Below are 22,073 nucleotides of genomic sequence, written 5' to 3' on the forward strand. Positions count from 1 at the left end.
TTTTTCGTTAAGCACAGTCGTTTTTATAAAAATTAAGTATCAGAGGTTAAAACACTAAAAGGTGTAATCCATTTTTACCCAAGCAGTGCGTCCTGGCTCATTGACCTGAAACATCGGGCTGCTACCTGGAATATCATTACCGGCACCTGAGCGACTGATGTGTTCTGCGTAGGTGATATCAAACAGGTTTTCAACGCCTAGGCTGACAAGAATGCTCTCTTGATGCTTCCAGCTAGCATTTATTGAGAGCGTGCCAAAACTGCTACTGGCCGCTAAATCTTGACCTGAAATATTGCCCTCACCAATAGCTACTCTGTCTTGAGCCGCGACAAGTCGCCAGAGTAAGCCTGCACTCCATTGCTGGTATTGATAATCTAAGGTGAGCCTTCCCTCGAGTGGCGGGATCTGGCCTAAAGGCGTGTTAGCAGTATCATTATCACCATGGCTGTAGCTAACACTGGTTTGGCTTGACCAATGCTCACTAATAGGGAATGTTGCCGCTATCTCCCCGCCATAGACTGTTGCATCAATATTGTAGGCTGACGTTTTATTGCTGTTAGCATCGATAAGAATATAGTCGCTGATCACCCCATAAAATAGCGAGGTTGAGATATCTATTTTACCTTGATAGAGCCAGCCAATATCGAGCTGTGAGGTTTTCTCTGGCGCTAGGTCGAACGCTTTATTCGATATATTGTCGACATCGGCTTTCATTATCTCCCAGTAATCAGGCATACGCTGGGCATGACCCACTCCTGCAAAGTACTGACTGTTGCCAGAAGAGAGCTCATAGCGAGTGTAGCCACTGAATAACTCATCGGTTCTATTGCCGCCTTGGGCAAGCATTAGTTCGGTTTGCCAATAATCTAATCTCACACCTGCAAGCAGCTTACCCTGTGATAGCAGTAGCTCTGATTCGACAAAGAGGCCACTATTTTGGTAGTGCATATTATCGTTGAAGGGCTTTGAGAGGAGATCATCAAGACCATTATCTACACTGGGGTCGATCTTGCGTCCCTCGTGCTTACTGTCCATGTAATCAACACCTAAGGTGAGATTCAAGCTGTCGCTTAAACTCAAGTCAGCCCAAAGGTGTGCTCCCATCGTGGCACGACGAACATTACTCCCAGAGTTAACGCCTTGATCGAACTGATCCATAATATGGTCATTTTCATTGCTATAAGCTTGAAATTCTAGGCTTTGTAACAGTTCACCATCAAAGTCACTCTGAACTAAAAAGGTGAGGTTTTCATTATTGATCTCTCGGGCTTTATTAGCGCGGTCAGCATACTCTGCCTCTCCAGAAGAGCGGCCATAGGCAAGCTCTACCACGGTCTCATCTGAAGGTGTCCAACCTAGCGCAACATTATAGTTCTGTCTGTCGTAACTTGACTGCACTGCGTTGCCATCACCATCTTGGAAGTGGTCGCTGCTAGATTGGTTAATATCCATATCGATATAGTGATCGCTATTGCCCGCTTTTAGTTCAACCAGGTAATCTTGTCTATCGAAGCTGCCCCCTGTGATACTGGCTCTTCCCTCGGTATCGGCCTCTTCAAAACGGTGACGATTTTTTTCAAACAGGACTGTGCCAGCTGAGCCTACTGGGCCATATTTTACGGTTTGAGGCCCCTTGATCACTGTGATGTTATCGTAGGCTTCTGGATAGATATAAGCGGTTGGAGGATCCATACGTCCTCCACAGGTACCATAGACATGCTGACCGTCATCGACAATGCTCAGTCTGGAGCCGCCCAAGCCTCTTAATGTCGGGTCTCCGCCTGCGCCACCTTTACGACCTATGCTGAAGCCTGGGATTGTTTTGAGAAAGCCTGCGCCATCATAAGCGGGGAGTGGCAGCCTGGGTTTTTTAGGATCGCTTGAAACTCTAGTCGGGTCTTCAACTTGCTCTCCAGTGACGAGAATGCGCTCAATTGCAGGTTGCTTGTCATTATCACCACTAGCTGGTGTCGATTGGGCGAAACAAAATGGACTAAAAATAGTGGTGGCTAAAACTGGAATTGCCAAATTCTTATATAGAAACATCATGGCGAGCTCATCTTTTTTTATGATTTCGCTCTTTATACACTGCTGTTTTCCACCGACAAGAGGTAAGTGCGCAGGTGCGGCAAAGGGTCACAGGCTGACGTGACCAAGATCACTGACCTCGTTGATATTTCGTCTATTTAATATGCAGCTAACAACTCAGTTTGCATCACCTCTCGCCACCAAGCCTGACTAGATTTAACTTGGGTATCAAGTGCTACAACCTGTCCCATTATGGGAGTCACAAGTTTAACATTTGCTGTTGCAGCTAAGGCCGTGATCCGCTCTAAGGGTTCATACCAACTATGAAATGCCAGATCGAAAGTGCCGTTATGTATCGGCATCATCTGGCGGCCTTTAAGGTCAATATGAGCTTGCAGGCTTTGCTCTGGAGTCATATGGATGGTCGGCCAATCTTTGTCATAGGCACCAGTTTCGACCATAGTGAGATCGAACGGCCCGAAGCGTTCGCCTATCTCTTTAAAGCCATCGAAGTAGCCAGAGTCGCCACTGAAATATAGCTTACTGTTTGGCGAGGCTATGACATAGGAGGCCCACAGGGTCTGGTTTTTGTCAAAGAGTCCACGTCCAGAAAAATGTTGAGTAGGGGTTGCAGTCAAGGTGACATCAGCAATTGTTACCGATTGCCACCAATCTAGGCTGGTGATTTTATCCGTGCTGACCCCCCATTTTTCAAGATGATTGTCTACGCCAAGAGGAACGACAAAATGGGCGATCTTATCGGCTAAGGTCTTGATGGTCTGTTTGTCGAGGTGATCATAGTGATCATGAGAGATAATCACCCCATCGATATCAGGCAATTCATTAAGTGAAATGGGTGTTTGGTGGAAGCGTTTAGGCCCTGCAAAACTAAAAGGCGAGGCTCTGTCGCTGAATACTGGATCGATAAGCCATCTCTGTCCCGCTATCTGGATGAAAATACTCGAATGTCCAAGCCTGATAACGGTATCTTGGTCTCGCGGGAGTTGTTCTAGAGAGTTAGCCGTTTGTTCAATGACAGGAATTGCATTTTTAGGTAGTGAGTCTACACGTTTCTCTGTTGCATAACGTAGCAACAGAGGAAGAATCGCAGTGTCTTCTGTGAAGTCTTTAGCCGTATTAATGTAACCACCATCTGCCAGGTGATGGGTGGCAGAAATCTTTGTTGTTTCGACTAAACCTGCGTTTGACTGTGTAGTGGCGAGCATAATGCCTCCGATGAGTAAGCCGATAATCAGTGTTGTTAGTTTCATAAATATGGAATCATTAAGTAAACTATACCGTGTAGTTTACTTAATGATTTTGAAAAGTAAACCGATCAGTGTAAAATAACTAAGCCGAACAACGGATACTCAAACTAAGAAACTGAAAATGATAGAAAAAAAATTATCTCGTAGTGAATTTAAGCGAAAAGCTATTATTGAAGCAGCTATGGCTGAGTTTGAGGCAAAGGGGTTTAAGGCCACGAGTATGGATGATATTGCTAAGCGGGCGGAGGTTTCAAAGCGTACGGTTTATAATCACTTTGCGAATAAGGATGCGTTATTTAGTGCCATTATGGTTGAGATGATGTCGCTGCTTTGTACTTTTGAGCATGTGCCGTTTTCAGAAGAGACATCATTAGAGCTACAGTTAAGCTTGGTCGCTGAGCAGGAGATCTCACATCTGCGATCCGAAGCATTTCTCCCTATGGCTAGGGTGATCATCGCCGAGGCGATTCACTCTCCAGACCTGATTCAAGAAGCGATGCTAGAGTTTAGTGATAAAGAATCTCCACTGACAAGTTGGTTTTATGCTGCCTACGATGCGGGTGTCTTGAAGACTGAGCACCCTGAAATTGTAGTCACTCAATTTATGGCTGTGATTAAAGCATTTTGTTTCTGGCCTCAACTTATTCAAGGCGCTAAATTTCCAGCTGATGACGAAATCGCTAGGATTAAGGAAACTGCAGTACAGATGGTGTTGAAGCAGTACACCTAAAAATCGTTCATTCATGCTGGATGAAACCCCTATTAATAATGGGTGTGTGACCCATTATTAATAGCAGTGAATAAGGTTATATCTAGTCACACCTATCTTCTGGTTAAGTCTTGCTAGCTATCAAGCAGTTCCTATAAGCCAATCTGGCTTACTAGGTATTTTATCTTTTTTATTTTCTAAGCGTTACGCAGGCCTGTTTGTTCTTGTCTACTATCTATATTGATTAGCTTTCCACATGAGCCATTTGGGCTCTCATGGGCATAATCAACAATATAGGTTAAATCATGGAACGAAAACTTATACTTCTACTGCTAATTTTTATTCAATTTCCCTTATGTTCACAAGAGCTTGAATCTTTACCTGAGGTCAGGATAGCAAGCTCAGTGAAAGACTTACTCGTGTCGACGAGAAAGATTTATACCATGGAAGTCACCAATAAATTATTCAAAGATGGCACAGGCTCAATTAAGGAGTACAAACACCAAAGAGGTTTTGCCCCCTTGCCTGCCCAGCTGATTAAGGGCATTGCGCAAGATATGATCCACGAGTCTAAGGATGAGGTGATTATTCACCTGAAGAGCAAATATTTTGTGAGTGAAGAGGGCAGGCTCGTTGATGATAAAGAGAAGGCCGCGTGGGACTTTTTACTGCAGCAGCAAAATGCAGCAACGAATGTTGAGGGGATGAACTGGGAGCCATATTTGTATATCAGTAACAAGGAGGGAGTCGATTACCTTACTTATATCTCGTCAGACATTGCTACCACAAAGCAATGTGTTTCTTGCCATGAAATTCAAGAGTTAAACGCATCGGTGCAATATGCACGTAAACAACATGGAATAACAGATAAACCCACATTGAAACGATGGCATATGATAGGCATATTTAAGATTGAAGTTAAGCTGAAATGACTGCAGGCATAGTTTACATCGCTATCACTGGTGTTAATTAGACTGCTTATACCAATCTGGATAAGTAAGTGGTTTTAACCAGTAAGAATGATCAAGTATTTATGCGGGTTGGTATTAATGATTGACGACTCTCCATAACCCAATAGGGAGAGTCGTTTGGCTAATTTATTTATTAAATAGCTGCACTATGATCAGGATGATGAGCAGTGGACAGACATATTTCACATACACAGGCCAAATCCGCCAGAATAGACTACTACAGTCGGCTCCTTCCTGAGCTTGGATCTCTTTAATAAGATCGTTTCTCTGCCATACCCAGCCAAGATAGATAGCAATACCTAAGGCAATTAAAGGCTGAGCTCTTTCTGTTGTCACAGTGATCATAAAGCTAAATAGCTGTTCGAAGTTTAAGACGACTGTGAGCGACATTATAATGATTAATCCGCCGACCAGGTAAGTGGCCTTATTACGTCCGATCTGTTTCTTCTCTACCAAGTAGCTGGTGGGCACTTCAACAATAGAGATAGCCGAGGTGAGGCCTGCTATGGTCATTAGCACGAAGAAAATGAAGGCTAATATATATTGCAGGCTCCCACCTAACGTATCAAACAAAGCGGGAAGTACGGTAAAGACCAAGGTGTCTGAGTTTAATAAGCTGCCATCTTCACTGAAGATCTGTACACCATTATGTTGAGCGACATACATGGCCGGTATGATCATCATAGCGGCAAGAAATGCCACGCTGGTGTCTGTAAGCGTGACGTAAGCAGTCAACTTACCTATGTGCTCTTTTTGGCTTAAGTAAGCGCCGTAGACCATCATGGCACCGGTACCTATGGTCAATGAGAAGAAGGTCTGACCTAAAGCACCTACTAACACATCGGCATCCCATACTCGGGAAAAGTCAGGGATAAGCAAGACTTCCAGTCCTTCCATCGCGCCTGGCAGAGTTAAGATATAGATCACCCCTAAGACTAATATACTGAGCAGTAATGGCATTAAGCGTTTTGACCAGCGTTCTATGCCTTGCTGTACACCTTGGCGAATAACCCAGATAACCATCAAGATAAACAGAGTAGTGAACACCAAGTTTCGGGATAAAGAAAAATCCATTAACCAAGATGAAATATCTGAAAAACCGAACATTTCGGCGAGTGGTGCTAAGGCAAAACTGACGAACCAGCCTGAAAGTATGGTGTAAAAAGTACAAATTAAGGTGGCTGTTAAGATTGAAGCAAAACCGATAAATTTACCTATGCCGCGACTCAAAGGATTTGACCCTAGCTTGCTCATTGCATCGGCGGGGTTTGTCTGACCATGTCTACCAATCATCAGCTCGGCGACAAGCATGGGGTAACCAAGAATAACGATCAGTACCAAGTAAACCAGCAAGAAAGCGCCACCGCCATGGTTTGCTGCTTGGGTAGGGAAGCCCCAGATATTACCGACGCCGACGGCTGAGCCTGCAGCTGCCATGATGAAGCCAATTCTTGAGCTGAAATGGTTAGAACTTACTGAACTCATACTTATCTCTCATTTTTTAATGAGGGCGCATCATAGTCCTTTATTTTAGCTGGTCAATGGTGTTTTATCGCTTTAACTAAGCAGTATGCGAGTGCTTTATCACGGAAAGATTGGATTTGATGATATTTATTCTTTTGATTTTGGTTATTGGCGAGACTATCTTGCGGATTGTTTTTCAAGGTTAAAGATAGCGCAAGATTATTGCGTATTAGTTTTTTACTCTTTTTGCGATCGAATAGATAAAAAGTAATCGGAGTCGGTATTTTCTCTAGCTGTATATCACTTGATATTAACTTGGCAGAGGAATGCTGGTTTGGCTCTTGACCTGTTTTAGCACGAAGCTTGAATGGATCCCTGCGATATGAGGGTGAGTGGTGAGTTTATCGAGTAGAAAGAGTTTGAATTGAGCCATATCGGCGACCAAGACTTTTAGCTGGTAATCGGCGTCGCTACCAGTAAGTAAGCAGCATTCCTGCACCTCGTCATAATTACTCACAGTTGCTTCAAATGACTCTAGGATCTCCTTAGCATGCTTTTCTAATCTGACTTGCACGTAGGCTGTCAGTGAAAGCTGGAAGTGTTCGGCCGAGAGTAGGGTGGCGTAACCTGAGATAACCCCAGACTCTTCCAAAGCCTTAACTCGGCGAGAGCAAGGCGAAGCGGAGAGCCCTACTTTTTCGGCTAACTCCTGATTAGACAGCTTGCCATGACTTTGCATCAGTCGCAGAATCGCCAGATCTATTTTGTCTAATTGCAGCTCTGCCATAGGGTTCTCATTGGTGTCTTAGAAAGAAAAATTTGTTAGACACTCATAATAAAGCATTCTTGATGCTTGAGGTTAGTCAAAGAGAGTATTTCATCTCTTTGGCTTGATATTTATGACGGTTTGATTGGTTTCCAGAGTGTCAGCAGTTTATTGGCCATAGACCCGATATAGGGGAAGATCTTATGTATGACAAGCAAGCTTACCAGTCCTATTATTCCGCCTAAAAAGGTGGAGGCGAGCACATCTTGTGTCCAATGCATCCCGAGTAGCATACGGCTGAACCCCATGGCAATACTCCAGCCAAAGAGCAGGCTGGGGATCCATATATTGCCAGCTATGAGGAGGTAATAGCTGGCGACCATAGTTAAGGTGATTGCAAAAAGAGTATGACCGGATGGGAAGGCGAAGCCTATTTCATGCTGCCAGTGTTGTTTCACAAGTGGTGCTAGTGTCAGCTCTGTATCTGCAAATTCTATCTGATTAACTGCTGTCATCATGAGTTCTTTGCGTTCGGCTTTGGAAAGCGTGTAAAAGCTGTCTGTATTAAGTAGGTAATGCTGATCTAGCCAGACAGCGTTGGGGCGAGCCTCATTGAAGAAAGGTTTTAGATAATGATTGAGACCTAAAGTGGTGCACATGCTTAGCGAGATAGCGAGAAACAAGCTAAAAAATCGTGCGCGTTCCAGTCTTCGATAACTAAGCAGTAAGATTAACAGTACGCTTGCTACACCATAGGGGGCTGTTCCGGTAGAGGTGATCCAAAACAGAGCTTCAGCAGTGGTGGAATCGAGAGATAGCCAGGGAAATAATGAGGCATCTGAGACAAATAGTATGCCGGGAATGATGAGTAATATTAACCAGCCAAGCATTAATGGAAATATCACGGATGGCATAAGAGAGGAGAGATGCTTCAAAGGAATAGCCTCAGAGTAAAAGAGCCTAGGCTAACTTGTCAGTTATTAGCAAGCTAGCCTATTAGAGGGGAATATGAATTAAATATCGTTAATCTGTCATTGTTGATTCGGACTCATTGATACCTGAACGCCGAGTGATAAACATCAGGACTAACATGATGACCACTAACAATCCTGTTCCCATCAAGAGGGCGTAATCCTCTAATTTTAGAATTGAATAGAGTACACCATACAGGCCGATAAGCATGGCTAGCATGATCCCGCCACGCTTGAGACTAGCCGTAGCACTGGCGACATAAGCCGATACGGATAGTACTGGAACACTGGCTGCTATGATGTAGGCCAACGAGAAGGCTAAGTGCTCTGACAGTGACAGAAGTAATAGATAGAACAGAGTCATGGCAGTTCCCACAAGTAGATATTGAATTAGACTCAACTTGCTGTTTTGACTAAGCTCAAATATTAGCAAGATGATAAAACTTAATACAATAAACAGCAGGCCATATTTTACTGAACGTTCTATCTTTCCATAATGAGTCACAGGTTCGAATAAGATAGTATTGGCGTTAATTTCCCGTAAATTAATCTGCTGATCCTTACTAAATACCTGCGGGAAGTTGCGACTAAGGTGACTGATATTCCAGTTAGCTTTGAATCCTTGCTCGGAGATAGTTCTATCCGCTGGGAGTAGTCCATTAAAACTCGGATGAGGCCAGTCTGCACTGATCTTTATATGTGTTTGTTCTCCCAATGGGAGGGCACTAATAGACTGAGACCCTCTAAGCATTAGGTCAAAACCCAATGAGATTGTAGTTTGCTTTGGGTTTAAGCCCACCGGCTGATGGAAGCCTCGCTCTAACCCTATTTGATTAGCGAGTCCTGTACCAGACATGATGCTGGACTGAGTGGTGATGACCTTTGACTGTTCATCTCTTAGCTCAAAGTTATTAATCTTATCGATGGCCTGATTGGCTGAGATGCCGAAGACCATGCGGGCGTTTTCAAGATTGAGTTTGATGAGATTGGGGATATTGATCTGAGTGAGTTCGAAATTTGCTGTGCCATTGAGCTGCGCATTGTAGACCAAAGACTGAAAGATTCCTCTGCTTCTGAAGTCATGTTTAAGCTCGATATTCAGTTCTAGCAGCTTGGGTAAAATAACCAACTCATTTTGATAGGTACTGGTAAATTTTCTTACTTTCCCCTCGTCGCTAACAGCTTCCTGAATGACTTGGTAGGTATAGGGTACTACTAGAGCAGGTCCTGAAATCTCCTGCTTATCTCCCCAAGATTGTCCTATCTCAGCAACTACATCATGGTATAAGGCTTCTCTTTCCCACGCCATATCCATCACTAAGCCTAATGGGATGAGAGAGAGTAAAGAGAGGCCTGCAACGATCAGTATTTTATGAGTAAGGTTAGTTTTGGCTGAAGTAAAAAGATCAAACATGAAAATTCCCTCTAATGATGATAGACACCATTGGAACAAATCTCAGCATGCATATGGGGGCTAAGCTGTGATCAATAGTGGCGATAAAAGGGCAATCTAGTGAGGAATTGAGTCGCTTAGTGTGACTGATGTACTTTTATTCATTTTCGATGAAATAGTTATTCTGGTTAAGAGGTCTATTGGGGCAGCTTACTTGGAGAAAAACATGTTTAAGATGAATTCAACACACGCCCTAATGGTATCGAGAGTGCTACTGAGTCTATTTTTGCTGACAACGGCAATGAGCCGATTTACATCGGTTGATAGTGATTATTTTGCCAAACAGCTAACTGCGGTAGGGTTACCTGCAATTGCCTGGCTGTCAGCCTTGTTAGGTGCCGTACAGTTAACTGTGGTCATAGCATTAATCTTTCCGAAACAAAAATTGAGTCAGTATCTGCTCTATAGTTATTCGTTACTGGCTTTGATACCTATATTGATGCTGCTGACTCATCCTGTGTGGATTGATAGCCTAGGCGGTTTTCCAGCAATTGGCGCTGGTCAGGGACTGATTAAATATTTAGCCATTGCGGGGGTGAGTGGGTATATCGCCTCACATTATGCAGGGGCTCAGCAGCTAAAGCGTTTATCTCTCAAGCTGATATGGGCTGGTATTGTGCTAGTCATGCTATGGATTGGCGGCATGAAGTTTACCCAAATTGAAGCCGATGGCATTGAGCGTCTTATGGCGACGAGCCCGTTCTTTAGCTGGATATACCAATTATTTAGTGTACTTCATGGCTCATATTTTATTGGTGTCATAGAGTTGATTGCCGTATTAGGTTTAGTCCTTGGTCTGAAGTATCACAGTGCAAAAAGTGTGGGTTTAGCGATGGGTGCACTGACCTTTTTGGCAACTCAGACCTTTATCATCAGCCTACCAGCTTATGAGCTGAGTCATGGACTTCCTTTGCTGACGGGGAGTGGCCAATTTATCGTGAAAGATCTGGTTTTATTAGCGGGCTGCATCTTGTTATATAGTGCGAGCACAAGGCCAGATGCTCAATCATAAGGAGTATTAGAAAATAAAAAAGGAGCGCCATTCACTTAAGGTGAGTGGCGCTCCTTTTTATTGACTGTAAATAGGCGCTAAGGACCTATTCGCTGTCGTTTAATCTTTTTTCTAATGCATCAACTTGTGCCTGTAGGGCTTCGAGTTTTTCGCGGGTCTTGAGTAAAACATGCTGCTGCACTTCAAACTCTTCATGAGAGACCACGTCTAACTTCATTAGTTGGTTTTGAAGGATCTGTTTACTCTTGTCTTCAAACTCGCCAGCGAATTGTTTCAGGCCGCTTGGCAGGCTCTCGCTAAGCTGCTTAGCAACTTCTTCAATTTTTTTTGGATTGATCATGTTAAGTGTCCGCCGTTAGCTAATGCAATTAGTTCTAATGCTTTTAATATAAGCTGAATTGTACCTGAGCACACTGGCTATTGGAAAAAGATTACTCACAAAAATTGAGTAATTAAATTTAGTGCAAATAAAAGGCCTGAATAATAGAAATATTATTCAGGCCTCACTTAGGCTTTAGAACCTAGAACCTAGAACCTAGAACCTAGAACCTAGAACCTAGCACCTAGCTTTATAACACATTTAACTCTTAGGTAAGCCTTCGTCAAACACGGGTAGCGGCTCGTGTCTCTCTGCAAGGTAGGTGTAGATAACTGGCAGAACAAACAGAGTGAACAGGGTGCCTATGGCAAGACCCGATACAATCACTAAACCTATGTTAAAGCGTGCCACGGCTCCGGCACCGACAGCAAATAACAGCGGGATTAGACCTGCTATCATCGCTGCTGTCGTCATCAGAATTGGGCGTAGACGAACGGTTGCGGCAAGTTTAATCGCTTCCATCTTGCTAAGGCCGTTATGTAGTTGCTCTTCCTTAGCGACTTCACACATCAAGATACCGTGCTTAGTGATCAAACCGACTAAGGTTATCAGACCCACTTGGGTATAGATGTTCATCGACGATAGACCAAAGACATGGGTCCAGCCGAGGGCGATGAGTGCACCACTGATGGCAAGTGGCACAGAGACCAAGATAACCAGAGGGTCACGGACACTCTCGAACTGACTAGCCAAAACGAGAAAGATGATTGCCAAGGCCAAGCCAAAGGTAGCAAATAGCGCCGAGCCTTCGGTGACGAATTGTCGAGATTCGCCTAGGAAGTCATAGCTGTAGCCTTTAGGAAGATCGGTATCACCGATATTTTTCAAGAAGGCAATAACATCACCCATAGCCACTCCGGGCGTAGCAACACCGCTCACCGTCAGAGAATTCATCTGGTTAAAGTGTGGCAAGGATCTTGGCTCAGATATCATCTCAATATCCACTAGACTCGACAGAGGAATCGAACGGCCATCAGCAGCCTTCATATAATATCCATTGAGTGATTCAGGATTAGCACGGTATTGACGCTCAACCTGAGGTATCACCTCATATGAACGGCCGTCGAGATTAATCCTGTTAACGTAGCCATCACTCATCATGGTTGTCAGCGTGATACCAATATCTTGCATGGTGATGCCATAGGTGCCGGCCAAATCACGCTTGATATGCAGCTTCATGGTGCCTGAATCGAACTTCAAGTCTATTTTAGAGTAGACAAATAAAGGACTTTTTTGCACCTTATCAAGCACACCACTGCCAATTTGGAACAGACTCTCAAATGAATTTGAGGTCGTGATAACAAACTGGATAGGTAGGCCGCTGGATGCACCAGGCAGTTCAGGCATCTGGAAGGTGGCGACCGCCATTCCCGGAACTTCCTTAACTTGTTTTCCTAGTATCTTTTGTATCTCTTTTTGAGATTTATCACGCTCACTCCAGGGCACTAATGGTGCTAGACCAAAGGCTTGGTTTGAGTTAGGCACACCAACAAAAGCCAATGACGCCGCACTATCCGGGTGCTCCGTAATGATGTTAGTCACCTGTGTCATCGTCGCTTGGATATAGTCTAAGTTTGCTGTAGACGGGGCGGTGCCCATCATCATGACGACACTTTTATCTTCGTTAGGTGCGAGCTCTGACGGGATAAAGTAAAACATCACAGGTAGTGAGGCGAACACGATAACCGCGAAGCCGACAACCACTGGGCGTTTTTCCATCACGGCATTAAGCATACGCTGATAACGCTTAGTCATAGCTTCAAGGAAGCCCTCGACTCCACGCTCGAAACGATTAGGTGCCGTGTGAGGTTTGAGGATCTTGGCGCACATCATAGGTGATAGTGTCAGTGCCACGATCCCCGAGATGAATACCGCACCGGCTAAGGTCAGGGCAAACTCTTTAAACAAAGAGCCTGTTATCCCACCCATTAGGGCGATAGGTGCATAAACGGCTGCTAAGGTGATAGTCATGGAAATCACAGGCAGTGCAATTTCTCGAGTACCGATAATAGCGGCTCTAAATGGTGTTTCACCAAGTTTGATATGCCTGTCGACATTTTCCACGACCACGATGGCGTCATCCACCACTAAGCCGATGGCCAATACCATAGCGAGTAGGGTCATCAAGTTCAGCGTAAAGCCAAACATCAGCATGATGACAGCGACACCGATCAGTGACAGAGGAATGGTCACGATCGGGATAATAACGGCGCGAAGTGAGCCTAAGAAAAGGGTGATTACCACGATAACGATAAGCGAGGCTTCACCAATAGTCTTGATCACTTCGTTGATAGACTCATCGATGGCAAGAGAGGAATCATACAAGATGCGCACCTTCATCGAGACAGGCAGGTTACGCTCAATATCTGGCATTAGAGCGCGTGCATCGGCAGCGACGACTAGTGGGTTAGCTGTGGGAGTGACATCCAGTGCGACAACGACGGCTTCTTGTCCATCGGCTAAGGCGCGATAAACATCATGACTCTTTTCAAGACTGACGTCGGCAATATCACTCAGACGGACGATTAAGCCTTCTTTGCTGGTGATAACTAGATTTTTGAGCTCATCTACCGTAGCAACCTGAGTATCAGCAGTGCCGTTAAATAGGGTAAATACCCCGTTCGCCTGACCTACAGCAGATTGATAGTTGTTGGCTTGTAGCACCTGCATAACTTCAGATGACGATAGGTTAAAGGCCCCCATACGAGCTGGGTCTAGCCATATTCTCATGGCGTACTTGATACCGCCATAGAGGTTAACTTTAGCCACTCCATCTATGGTAAATAGCTCAGGCTTAACGACACGTTCGAGATAATCCGTTATCTGACTAGAGTTAATCTGATCGCTGTAGAAGGAGATATACAGGACGGAGGTCTGTGAACCCGTCGACATATCCACGGTGGAGTCTTCAGCCTCTTTAGGAAGCTGAGATCTCACCGAGTTAACCTTGGCCAGAATATCGGCTAAGGCACCATTAGGATCTGTGTTGAGTTTCATGTACACAGTGATCTTGGAGGTACCAAGAGAGCTGTTTGAGGTCATGAAGTCGACATTGTCGGCTTGAGCAAGGGCTTGTTCCAATGGCTGAGTAATAAAGCCTTGGATCAGGTTTGCATCGGCACCATAGTAGCTGGTGGATACCGTGACCACAGTATTGGTCATTTCAGGGTATTCACGAACCTGCATACTGTTAAGGGAGTAAAATCCTAATAGCAGCAGGAGTAAGCTTATCGAGGCGGCGAGTACCGGCCTACGAATGAAAATATCAGTAAAGCGCATTGCCAGCTCCTATTACAGTTGTGGCATAGTGGCAGGAGGAGTCAAAGAATCATCCTCTGTCACTTTGACTTTGCTGTCGTTATTCAGCCTGATTTGACCTGATGTTACAATTAAATCATTGGCTTTCAGGTCTCCACTGACGAGTGCATTGTTACCATTACGCTCTATCACTTCAACATTGATCTGCTTGACGCGCTTAACAGTCTCACCATCTTCTTCTATATCATTGATTAAATAGATAGAGTTACCATATAGCGTGAAGTTAATAGCTGTTTGAGGGAGTACAAACTGATCGGTCAGCTCTGGCAGTAGAATGGCGACACGGGCAAACATGCCACTACGCAGCTTTGCATCTATATTCGGTATTTTTGCCTGGATCTGGATCAAACCACTTTGATAGAAAACGGCTGGTTCGATAGCCGATATCTTGCCTTCGAAAGGATGCTCTGGGTAGGCATCGACATAGACATGAATCGTTTGTCCTTTCGAGATACTTGGCAATTGATTCTGAGGTACGGTGAAGCGGATCTTCATCGAGCTGATATCTTCGAGTCGAACAATATCGGTACCCGCCTGCAGATATTCGCCTAGATTAACGCTGCGGATCCCGATAAGGCCGCCAAATGGCGCATCGATTTGTCTGCGCTCTATCGTTGCATTTAGGCTCTCGATATCTGCCTTGAGTACAAGGTACTTTGCCTCACTATTATCTAGATCTTGCTTAGATACCGACTTTTGCTTATACAGACGTAGTAGTCGTTTATAGTCGGCCTCTGCAGCCGGAAGCTGAACCATCTTGCTCTTAAGGTTGGCTTTTTCTACTGCGGAGTCGAGTACAACTAAGCTTTGGTCAACCTTTACCTCACTGCCGTTTTCGAAATTAATTTCTGAGACGACACCGGATAGCTCATTAGCTATGGTCAGGCCTTGGTTCGGCTCGACGAAACCAATGGCGTTTATGGTTGGTTGCCACTTCTCGGGGGTTACTATCATCGCAGTAACGGGTGAAATAGGTTCAGGCATATTGGCTATGGCATCGGCAATTTTGCCTTTAACCATTAAGTTAAAGCCGATTACTGAGCCAAAGGTGAGTAGTGCGATGATTAGCATAACCAGGGTCCACTTTTTCATTGTCCTGATCGCTCCTTGTTAGTTAAGTTTGATAATTCTGTTTGGTAGAAAAAACAATAAGCAGTATCAGGTTGATTCAAGTCATTCATTGTCCTGATAGCTCCTTGTTAGTTGAGTGCGATAATTCTATTTGGTAGAAAAAACAATAAGCAGTATCAGGTTGATTCAAGTCATTCATTGTCCTGATCGCTCCTTGTTAGTTAAGTTTGAGAGTTTAATTTGGTTATCTTGTTTGTTAATCGTTTGCCAACACAGGCTGCAGGCGAGTTCTAGTTCAGCTTTATCGTATTTGAGTTGTCCACGTCGAATGTTACGTCCTAGGGCGACCGCGGGCTCTAACGAAATAGCAAATAGAGTCTTGTTCTGTAAAGAGTGAAACACACCTGCATCTTTACCTTCTTCAAAGAGAACATGTAGTTCACTAAAGGTTGCATTTTCAAAGGTCTGATGAGGATCTGAATCAATACCAGGAAGATGAATATACTGCTCATAGCTGAGGTTTGCCGGTGTGCGCTGACGACCGAAATCAACGATATTGAACCAGACCCGTATAAACCTTTGCTCCAGCGTGCCTTCGCCGCTATCTTTTAAAATGTGACTGGCGACAACGCGCAGCACATTTTTTCTCAGTTCGCCGATCAACTCATCTTTATCTTTGAAGTATCTATAAATAGTCCCTGCTGCAACACCTGCTTCATTGGCTATCTGTTGCATAGACAGACCCTGCAGTCCTTTGCTAGCGATTATTTTTTCTGTCGCCTTGAAAATAAGTTCACGCTTATTATCCATTAGGTTTAAATTCCATAGTGAATGAACGTTCATTCACTATTTTATGCCACAGAAATTATTTACGCAATTAACTATTGATAAACTTACATAGTTGCACATTCAGTTTGGCTAATCATTTAAGTATACGGCTAGGTAGACAGTTGATCTGCAAATAAGTTTTATCTTATTTAATTTTTAGCTTGATGAAACTAAATTAAGATAGTTAATTTGTGAGATTGAAATGTCGCAGTTTCTGGTATGATCGCTTCATCTACAACTCTTGATTGCTGGTAAACGTAAACCCATGAAGCTTAACCCCGGACAAGATGAAGCCGTACACTATGTATCTGGACCCTGCCTAGTACTTGCTGGTGCTGGTAGTGGTAAAACTAGGGTGATCATTAATAAGATTGCCCATTTAGTGCAGAAGTGTGGCTATAAAGCTCGGAATATTGCGGCCGTGACTTTTACCAATAAAGCGGCTCGCGAGATGAAGGAGCGTGTCGCTCAATCTATGGGGCGTAAAGAGGCTCGCGGGCTATGGATTTCAACATTCCATACCTTAGGCTTAGAGATTATTAAGCGTGAGCATAAAGTGGTGGGCTTAAAAGCGGGCTTCTCATTATTTGATGATCAAGACAGCTTGGCATTGCTAAAAGATCTTACCGAGGATGAATTAGACGGGGATAAAGATCTACTCAGAGCCCTGATGACAGCGATTTCAAATTGGAAGGGCGATCTTATTGTCCCTGAGCAGGCGATCACAATCGCTAAAGATGAGCAGTCACAGCTCTTTGCCGCACTGTATAAACGCTATGCCCAGCATATGAAGGCCTACAATGCATTGGACTTCGATGATTTGATCTTAATACCCACGCTTATCCTGAGGCATAACGCCGAAGTGAGAGCGCGTTGGCAAACTCGCATTCAATATATGCTGGTGGATGAATATCAGGATACCAATACCAGTCAATACGAGATGGTTAAGTTGCTGGTGGGTGATAGAGCCAAGTTTACTGTGGTAGGTGATGATGATCAGTCTATCTATTCATGGCGTGGCGCTAAGCCGCAGAACTTAGTATTGCTGGGGAAGGATTTTCCAGCCCTTAGATTGATTAAGCTTGAACAAAACTATCGTTCCAGCCAACGAATTTTAAGAGCGGCTAACATTCTTATTGCTAATAACCCGCACGTTTACGATAAGGCGCTATTTAGTGAGCTTGCCTACGGTGAGCCACTTCGTGTACTCATTGCTGCTAATGAAGAGCAGGAAGCTGAGCGAGTCATTGCTGAGATGATCCGTCATAAGTTTATGGGTAAAACACAATACGGTGACTATGCCATTCTATATAGGGGCAACCACCAGTCACGTTTGTTTGAAAGAGCCTTGATGACTAACCGTATTCCTTACAAGATTAGTGGTGGTACCTCATTTTTTGGTCGGGCCGAAATCAAAGATATCATGGCTTATCTGAGATTAGTGGTTAACCCTGATGATGATAATGCCTTTCTACGCGTAGTTAACTTACCAAAGCGAGGCATAGGCCCCTCTACTTTAGAGCGTTTAGGTACCTTCGCTAATGAACGCCATATTTCTATGTTCGAGGCGAGCTTTGACTCTGAGTTGAATCATTATCTTCCTCCTGCAGCAATGGCTTCTTTATATAAATTTGGTAAGTTTATTGTTGATACGGGTGAAACGGTGAAGCGCGGTGAGCCTATTGACGCGATTAAACACCTGATTCGAAATATTAACTACGAAGATTACCTGTACGAAACCAGTACCAGTGCAAAAGCTGCTGAGATGAGAATGAAGAATATCTCTGAACTCTATCGCTGGGTAACAGAGATGTTAGAAGGAGATGAGCTGGATGAAGGGATGACCTTACCTGAGGTCGTTACTCGTCTGACGCTAAGAGATATGATGGAGCGTAACAGTGAAGATGAAGGTGGTGATCAAGTTCAATTGATGACGTTGCACGCTTCTAAGGGGCTAGAGTTTCCCTATGTATTTATGGTTGGCACCGAAGAGCGGATTTTGCCACATCAAAGCAGCATAGATGAAGGTAATGTCGAAGAGGAGCGCCGCCTTGCTTATGTCGGGATCACTCGCGCTCAAAAAGAGCTCTGGTTTGTATTATGCCGCGAGCGTCGTCAGTTTGGTGAAACCATGCGCTGTGAGCCTAGTCGCTTCTTACTGGAGTTGCCACAAGATGATCTTATTTGGGAGAATCGTAAGCAAGTCCAAAGTGAACAGCAAAGGGCCGATTCCGGCAAATCTAATATTGCAAACTTAAGAGATATGTTTAAAAAGTAATGTGTTTAATGTTTGGTGCTTAACCAAGGTAAACGATAAGGTTAAGCACAGGCAACGTCGTTATTGTTAGTGGTCTGAGTGAGGCGAATAACTTCCCCTAGAGCCTGCCCTTGCCCTAGGCTAAAGCCAATTTGTTGCATCACCTTTTTTTGTTGTGCGGTTCTAATCCCATCGACAAAAACTGATAACTCAAGAGCTTGTGCAGTTAAGTAGTGAGCGGTCAACAACTTCAGATGCTGCTCACTCTCTAGATGGTTAGCGTAACTAGGGTCCAGCTTAAGGCCTTGTAGTGGCAAAAAGGTGAGACTGCTTAATGCGCTATGCGCACTTCCATAGCCTGTTAGTCCTAATTTGACATCAATGCTCTTAAGAGTATCGAACGCATTGATGTGATTATCTGTATCTAAAATAAAGCCTTTTTCATCGAAAAATAGCCATAGCTGTTCAGTGGGGAAAATGCTTTGCTTAAGTTTATTTTTCAGTTGTCTTACAGCATGTTTATGCTTTAGGTGCGCCGCAGAAATATTGAGGTGCAATGGTAAGTGTTCAAGTGAATGAGCTGATAACAGCTGATGTTCAATATTCAGCTTTTCTAAAAGGTAGATATCTAGCTCTGTGATTAAGTTGCAATGTTCTGCAATATTATTCAGTTGAGCCTGCTTCACCTTTCCCAGCATAGGGTGGTTCCAATAAAGACGCGGTTCTAAAGCGACTGTAGCCTGTTGGTCGAGGTTTTGAATGGGTACATAACTCAGCTCTAGCTGATGATTCGCTATTGCTCCTCTTAGCTCAAGCTCAAGCTCTATATCTTTGACTAATTTTTTATGAGATTTCTCATCAAAAATGACGTAGCAGCCTTTTCCTTTAGATTTGGCTTGATACATAGCTAAGTCGGCATCTCGTAAGAGAGACTCTGCAGTATCAGATTTATGGTTATTGCTAAAAGCAATGCCAATACTTGCACCAGAGTTAAAGCTTTGATTGGCTAACTTATAGGGTTTAGCAAGTTCTGTTAACACTCTTTCTGCCACTTCTTTGGCGTCACTGGTTCCATTAATACTATCAAGTAAAATAACAAACTCATCGCCGCCTATGCGTCCTAAGGTATCATTGTCCCGAATACAAGTTTGTAGTCGCTTTGAGGTTTCAATCAGAAAGCGGTCACCCTCTAGGTGCCCTAAGGTGTCGTTAATCAGCTTAAACCGGTCTAAATCGATGAAGAGTAATCCAAAGCGTTCTAAACCGTGTCTTCGAATATGTTTCACTGCTTGAGTCAGTCGATCCATAAACATGGCGCGATTCGGTAGCTGTGTTAGGGAGTCGTGATTAGCATCGTAAACCAGTTGTTGTTCGACTTTACGCCTTTGGGCGACTTCTTTCTCAAGATCATGATTGAGTAATGCCAGAGCCTTAGTGCGAATAACGACTTTTTCTTCAAGCAGTTCATAACTCGATCTAAGCGATTCTGCTGACAGCTTTCTTTCAATAGCGGTCGCGATATGCTGAGAGACGAAGGTTAATAGCTCAAGATCTTTTTCCTGATAGCTTTGAGACATGCATAAGCTATATATTGCCAAAATGCCTTTGACTTGCCCATGGATAAAGAGCGGGATACCGATCCATTGAGAAATCTCTCGAGTGTAGTTAAGTTCCGGCGTTTTTGCATACACTAGGCCAGAGGCTATCAGTGAGTCCAAGTCATTGCGTTGTAGCAAGATAGGTCGACGATTTTTTATCACGTACTCGGTTAATCCATCACAAGTCATTCTCGCTTGTGGCTGGCTTGTATCATCTTGAGTGACATAAAAAGGAAAACTTATCCGAGTGAGTCGATCATCAAGCAGGGCAATATAGCAATTGTTAGCGGGTAATAGATGACTAATAACTCTGTGTAGTTCTGAATAAAATTGCTGACTGCTGATATTGGAAGTGGCGAGATCTGCTATTTCAAATAATGACTTCTGCAGGCGTTCAGCGCGTCGTCTTTCGAATACTTCAGATTTTAATTTGTCATAGGCAATACTGAGTTCTTTGGTTCTTTGTTCTATAGCGAGCTCTAATTGTTCTTGATGCTGAAGACGTTCCAAGAGCCCTGATATTTGATAGCTGACAAAATGAAGCAGCTCTATTTCCATTTCGCTGAAATTAATATCAGAGGAATAACTTTGTACTACCAGTGCACCTGAAACGGTATTGTTAACTCTTATGGGGATCCCCAGCCAGAGGTGACAAGGAGCGCCTCTGCTGACAATTTCTTTATCTGCTATCAGTTTATCAAATATAGCTTCATCGCAGAGCAGTGCTTCGCCAGTTTTGAGTACATAACCTGTGAGGCCTGATAATAAGGTTCTAGAGGTGTTTTCCTTGGAATATAGTAAATCAGGATGGGGGTCCTTCTCATCAAGGAAAAATGGGATCTCTAAATTCTGAGAACTAGGGTTCAGTAATGCCACGAAAAAATTGTCGGCAGGGATAAGTAAATTAAGAGATCGGTGAACCTCTGAAAAGAATGCTTTAGGTGTATTAACATGAGCCGCGAGATTCGATATTTCTAGCAGTAAGTTCTGAGTGACTTCGGCCCGCTTATATTTAAGAGCTAAACTCTTTAAGCGTGCAATCCTTTTTTGCAAACGTTCAACATCACGAGGTGTATGTTGAATCAATTCTTCCCTAAACATGATTTCCGCCAATCGCTAATTATTATTTGAGAGCTAGGATTTGGACTGCATTTGGACAAGAGATATAAATAGCATGAAAAAACAGCAGTGCCAAGTCATTATTTTGACGTTCATTGCGGGAAAGTAGTATTTATTGACTCTAAAAGGGCTAATTGGTTAAAAGTTGAGTGAACGAACAACTAAATCAATAAAAAGAGTAGACGCGGACTAATATAATTCATATTATGTGCGCCGCTAACAAGGCAGGCACCCATAGCTCAGCTGGATAGAGCGCACCCCTCCGGAGGGTGAGGCCGAGGGTTCGAATCCTTCTGGGTGCACCAGATTGATAGAACGCCATGTTAGTGATAGATGTAGATAGAAATGTAAAAGTTGAAAGTCAGTGGTGATTGTAGCTCAGTTGGTAGAGCCCCGGATTGTGATTCCGGTTGTCGTGGGTTCGAGCCCCATCAGTCACCCCATTTCAATTAGTTTAATAGTTTTAAAGATACAAAGACTCGGTGATTAGCGCAGCCCGGTAGCGCATCTGGTTTGGGACCAGAGGGTCAGAGGTTCGAATCCTCTATCACCGACCACATTTAAAAGGTATTGAATTGATTTTTGATTTGATATTTAGAGTTAAAAAGATTTATGGACTCTTTATGAGTAAAAGTGCGCAGCCCGATAGCGCATCCGGATTGAAACAAGAGTGGACCAGAGGGTCAGAGGTTCGAATCCTGCTTTTTATAAAAGATAGGGCCGACCACACTAAGTTTCAATAAAAAGATTACGGTGATTAGCGCAGCCCGGTAGCGCATCTGGTTTGGGACCAGAGGGTCAGAGGTTCGAATCCTCTATCACCGACCACTTTACGAAAAAGCCTTCTGAGAAATCAGAAGG

15 protein-coding genes and 4 tRNA genes are annotated in these 22,073 nt (G+C 43.8%); 8 read left to right on the forward strand and 11 right to left on the reverse strand.

Annotated features, from left to right (window positions below):
* Positions 1-54 precede the first annotated feature (54 nt).
* Complete coding sequence (locus tag FM038_RS02315; protein ID WP_223292984.1) at positions 55-2,049, reverse strand: TonB-dependent copper receptor; 1,995 nt, start codon at positions 2,047-2,049, stop codon at positions 55-57.
* Positions 2,050-2,186: 137 nt separating this feature from the next.
* Positions 2,187-3,299, reverse strand: a complete 1,113-nt coding sequence (locus FM038_RS02320; protein ID WP_142871772.1) for an MBL fold metallo-hydrolase — start codon at positions 3,297-3,299, stop codon at positions 2,187-2,189.
* 118 nt (positions 3,300-3,417) lie between these two features.
* On the opposite strand from FM038_RS02320, the gene FM038_RS02325 reads away from it, so the two are divergent.
* Both FM038_RS02325 and FM038_RS02330 read left to right on the forward strand, forming a co-directional pair.
* A complete protein-coding gene (locus FM038_RS02325) occupies positions 3,418-4,026 on the forward strand; it encodes a TetR/AcrR family transcriptional regulator (RefSeq protein WP_142871773.1) in 609 nt (202 codons plus the stop codon).
* 284 nt (positions 4,027-4,310) lie between these two features.
* Positions 4,311-4,937, forward strand: a complete 627-nt coding sequence (locus FM038_RS02330) for a hypothetical protein (protein WP_142871774.1) — start codon at positions 4,311-4,313, stop codon at positions 4,935-4,937.
* A 165-nt stretch (positions 4,938-5,102) separates the two neighbouring features.
* Here the strand turns inward: FM038_RS02330 and FM038_RS02335 are convergent, their stop codons facing one another.
* The 4 genes from FM038_RS02335 to creD all read right to left on the reverse strand — a co-directional run bounded on the left by FM038_RS02335 (position 5,103) and on the right by creD (position 9,591).
* The gene (locus FM038_RS02335) at positions 5,103-6,461 is read right to left on the reverse strand and encodes a sodium-dependent transporter (RefSeq protein ID WP_142871775.1); all 1,359 of its coding nucleotides are present in this window, start codon (positions 6,459-6,461) and stop codon (positions 5,103-5,105) included.
* 289 nt (positions 6,462-6,750) lie between these two features.
* Positions 6,751-7,227: an Lrp/AsnC family transcriptional regulator gene (locus FM038_RS02340; RefSeq protein ID WP_142871776.1), complete on the reverse strand. Its 477-nt coding sequence runs from the start codon at positions 7,225-7,227 to the stop codon at positions 6,751-6,753.
* Between the two features lie 110 nt (positions 7,228-7,337).
* Positions 7,338-8,141, reverse strand: coding sequence for a phosphatase PAP2 family protein (locus FM038_RS02345; RefSeq protein ID WP_336512790.1), 804 nt, complete (start codon positions 8,139-8,141; stop codon positions 7,338-7,340).
* Positions 8,142-8,229: 88 nt separating this feature from the next.
* Positions 8,230-9,591 carry a cell envelope integrity protein CreD gene (gene creD / locus FM038_RS02350; protein ID WP_142871777.1) on the reverse strand — a complete coding sequence of 454 codons (1,362 nt, stop codon included), beginning with the start codon at positions 9,589-9,591 and terminating at the stop codon, positions 8,230-8,232.
* Between the two features lie 205 nt (positions 9,592-9,796).
* Between creD and FM038_RS02355 the strand changes: the two genes are divergently transcribed.
* Entirely contained in the window at positions 9,797-10,642 is an 846-nt protein-coding gene (locus FM038_RS02355) for a DUF417 family protein (protein ID WP_142871778.1), read from the forward strand.
* A gap of 85 nt (positions 10,643-10,727) precedes the next feature.
* Here FM038_RS02355 and ubiK read toward each other — a convergent pair whose 3' ends face one another.
* The 4 genes from ubiK to FM038_RS02375 all read right to left on the reverse strand — a co-directional run bounded on the left by ubiK (position 10,728) and on the right by FM038_RS02375 (position 16,220).
* Positions 10,728-10,982, reverse strand: coding sequence for a ubiquinone biosynthesis accessory factor UbiK (ubiK, locus tag FM038_RS02360; RefSeq protein WP_142871779.1), 255 nt, complete (start codon positions 10,980-10,982; stop codon positions 10,728-10,730).
* A gap of 240 nt (positions 10,983-11,222) precedes the next feature.
* Positions 11,223-14,300 (reverse strand): multidrug efflux RND transporter permease subunit, encoded by a 3,078-nt coding sequence (locus FM038_RS02365; RefSeq protein ID WP_142871780.1) that lies wholly within the window; start codon positions 14,298-14,300, stop codon positions 11,223-11,225.
* Between the two features lie 12 nt (positions 14,301-14,312).
* Positions 14,313-15,431, reverse strand: a complete 1,119-nt coding sequence (locus FM038_RS02370) for an efflux RND transporter periplasmic adaptor subunit (protein WP_142871781.1) — start codon at positions 15,429-15,431, stop codon at positions 14,313-14,315.
* Positions 15,432-15,605: 174 nt separating this feature from the next.
* Positions 15,606-16,220, reverse strand: a complete 615-nt coding sequence (locus FM038_RS02375; RefSeq protein ID WP_142871782.1) for a TetR/AcrR family transcriptional regulator — start codon at positions 16,218-16,220, stop codon at positions 15,606-15,608.
* Positions 16,221-16,503: 283 nt separating this feature from the next.
* Here FM038_RS02375 and rep point away from each other — a divergent pair, with 283 nt between their 5' ends.
* Positions 16,504-18,516 carry a DNA helicase Rep gene (rep, locus tag FM038_RS02380; RefSeq protein WP_142871783.1) on the forward strand — a complete coding sequence of 671 codons (2,013 nt, stop codon included), beginning with the start codon at positions 16,504-16,506 and terminating at the stop codon, positions 18,514-18,516.
* 41 nt (positions 18,517-18,557) lie between these two features.
* On the opposite strand, the gene FM038_RS02385 is transcribed toward rep, so the two are convergent.
* Positions 18,558-21,194, reverse strand: coding sequence for a sensor domain-containing diguanylate cyclase (locus tag FM038_RS02385; protein WP_142871784.1), 2,637 nt, complete (start codon positions 21,192-21,194; stop codon positions 18,558-18,560).
* Between the two features lie 246 nt (positions 21,195-21,440).
* On the opposite strand from FM038_RS02385, the gene FM038_RS02390 reads away from it, so the two are divergent.
* From FM038_RS02390 to FM038_RS02405, 4 genes are all read left to right on the forward strand, one after another.
* Positions 21,441-21,517, forward strand: a tRNA-Arg gene (locus tag FM038_RS02390).
* Positions 21,518-21,579: 62 nt separating this feature from the next.
* Positions 21,580-21,655 (forward strand) — tRNA-His (locus tag FM038_RS02395).
* A 37-nt stretch (positions 21,656-21,692) separates the two neighbouring features.
* Positions 21,693-21,769 (forward strand) — tRNA-Pro (locus FM038_RS02400).
* A 194-nt stretch (positions 21,770-21,963) separates the two neighbouring features.
* Positions 21,964-22,040, forward strand: a tRNA-Pro gene (locus FM038_RS02405).
* Positions 22,041-22,073: the final 33 nt, after the last annotated feature.

This window comes from Shewanella eurypsychrophilus (genome assembly GCF_007004545.3).
In the GTDB taxonomy this organism is placed as follows: Bacteria; Pseudomonadota; Gammaproteobacteria; order Enterobacterales; family Shewanellaceae; genus Shewanella; species Shewanella eurypsychrophilus.

Excerpts from the sequence above, each read along its gene's own strand:
- FM038_RS02315 (WP_223292984.1), bottom strand. The coding sequence starts at position 2,049 with ATGATGTTTCTATATAAGAATTTGGCAATTCCAGTTTTAGCCACCACT.
- FM038_RS02320 (WP_142871772.1), bottom strand. The coding sequence starts at position 3,299 with ATGAAACTAACAACACTGATTATCGGCTTACTCATCGGAGGCATTATG.
- FM038_RS02325 (WP_142871773.1), top strand. The coding sequence starts at position 3,418 with ATGATAGAAAAAAAATTATCTCGTAGTGAATTTAAGCGAAAAGCTATT.
- FM038_RS02330 (WP_142871774.1), top strand. The coding sequence starts at position 4,311 with ATGGAACGAAAACTTATACTTCTACTGCTAATTTTTATTCAATTTCCC.
- FM038_RS02335 (WP_142871775.1), bottom strand. The coding sequence starts at position 6,461 with ATGAGTTCAGTAAGTTCTAACCATTTCAGCTCAAGAATTGGCTTCATC.
- FM038_RS02340 (WP_142871776.1), bottom strand. The coding sequence starts at position 7,227 with ATGGCAGAGCTGCAATTAGACAAAATAGATCTGGCGATTCTGCGACTG.
- creD (WP_142871777.1), bottom strand. The coding sequence starts at position 9,591 with ATGTTTGATCTTTTTACTTCAGCCAAAACTAACCTTACTCATAAAATA.
- FM038_RS02355 (WP_142871778.1), top strand. The coding sequence starts at position 9,797 with ATGTTTAAGATGAATTCAACACACGCCCTAATGGTATCGAGAGTGCTA.
- ubiK (WP_142871779.1), bottom strand. The coding sequence starts at position 10,982 with ATGATCAATCCAAAAAAAATTGAAGAAGTTGCTAAGCAGCTTAGCGAG.
- FM038_RS02365 (WP_142871780.1), bottom strand. The coding sequence starts at position 14,300 with ATGCGCTTTACTGATATTTTCATTCGTAGGCCGGTACTCGCCGCCTCG.
- FM038_RS02370 (WP_142871781.1), bottom strand. The coding sequence starts at position 15,431 with ATGAAAAAGTGGACCCTGGTTATGCTAATCATCGCACTACTCACCTTT.
- FM038_RS02375 (WP_142871782.1), bottom strand. The coding sequence starts at position 16,220 with ATGGATAATAAGCGTGAACTTATTTTCAAGGCGACAGAAAAAATAATC.
- rep (WP_142871783.1), top strand. The coding sequence starts at position 16,504 with ATGAAGCTTAACCCCGGACAAGATGAAGCCGTACACTATGTATCTGGA.
- FM038_RS02385 (WP_142871784.1), bottom strand. The coding sequence starts at position 21,194 with ATGTTTAGGGAAGAATTGATTCAACATACACCTCGTGATGTTGAACGT.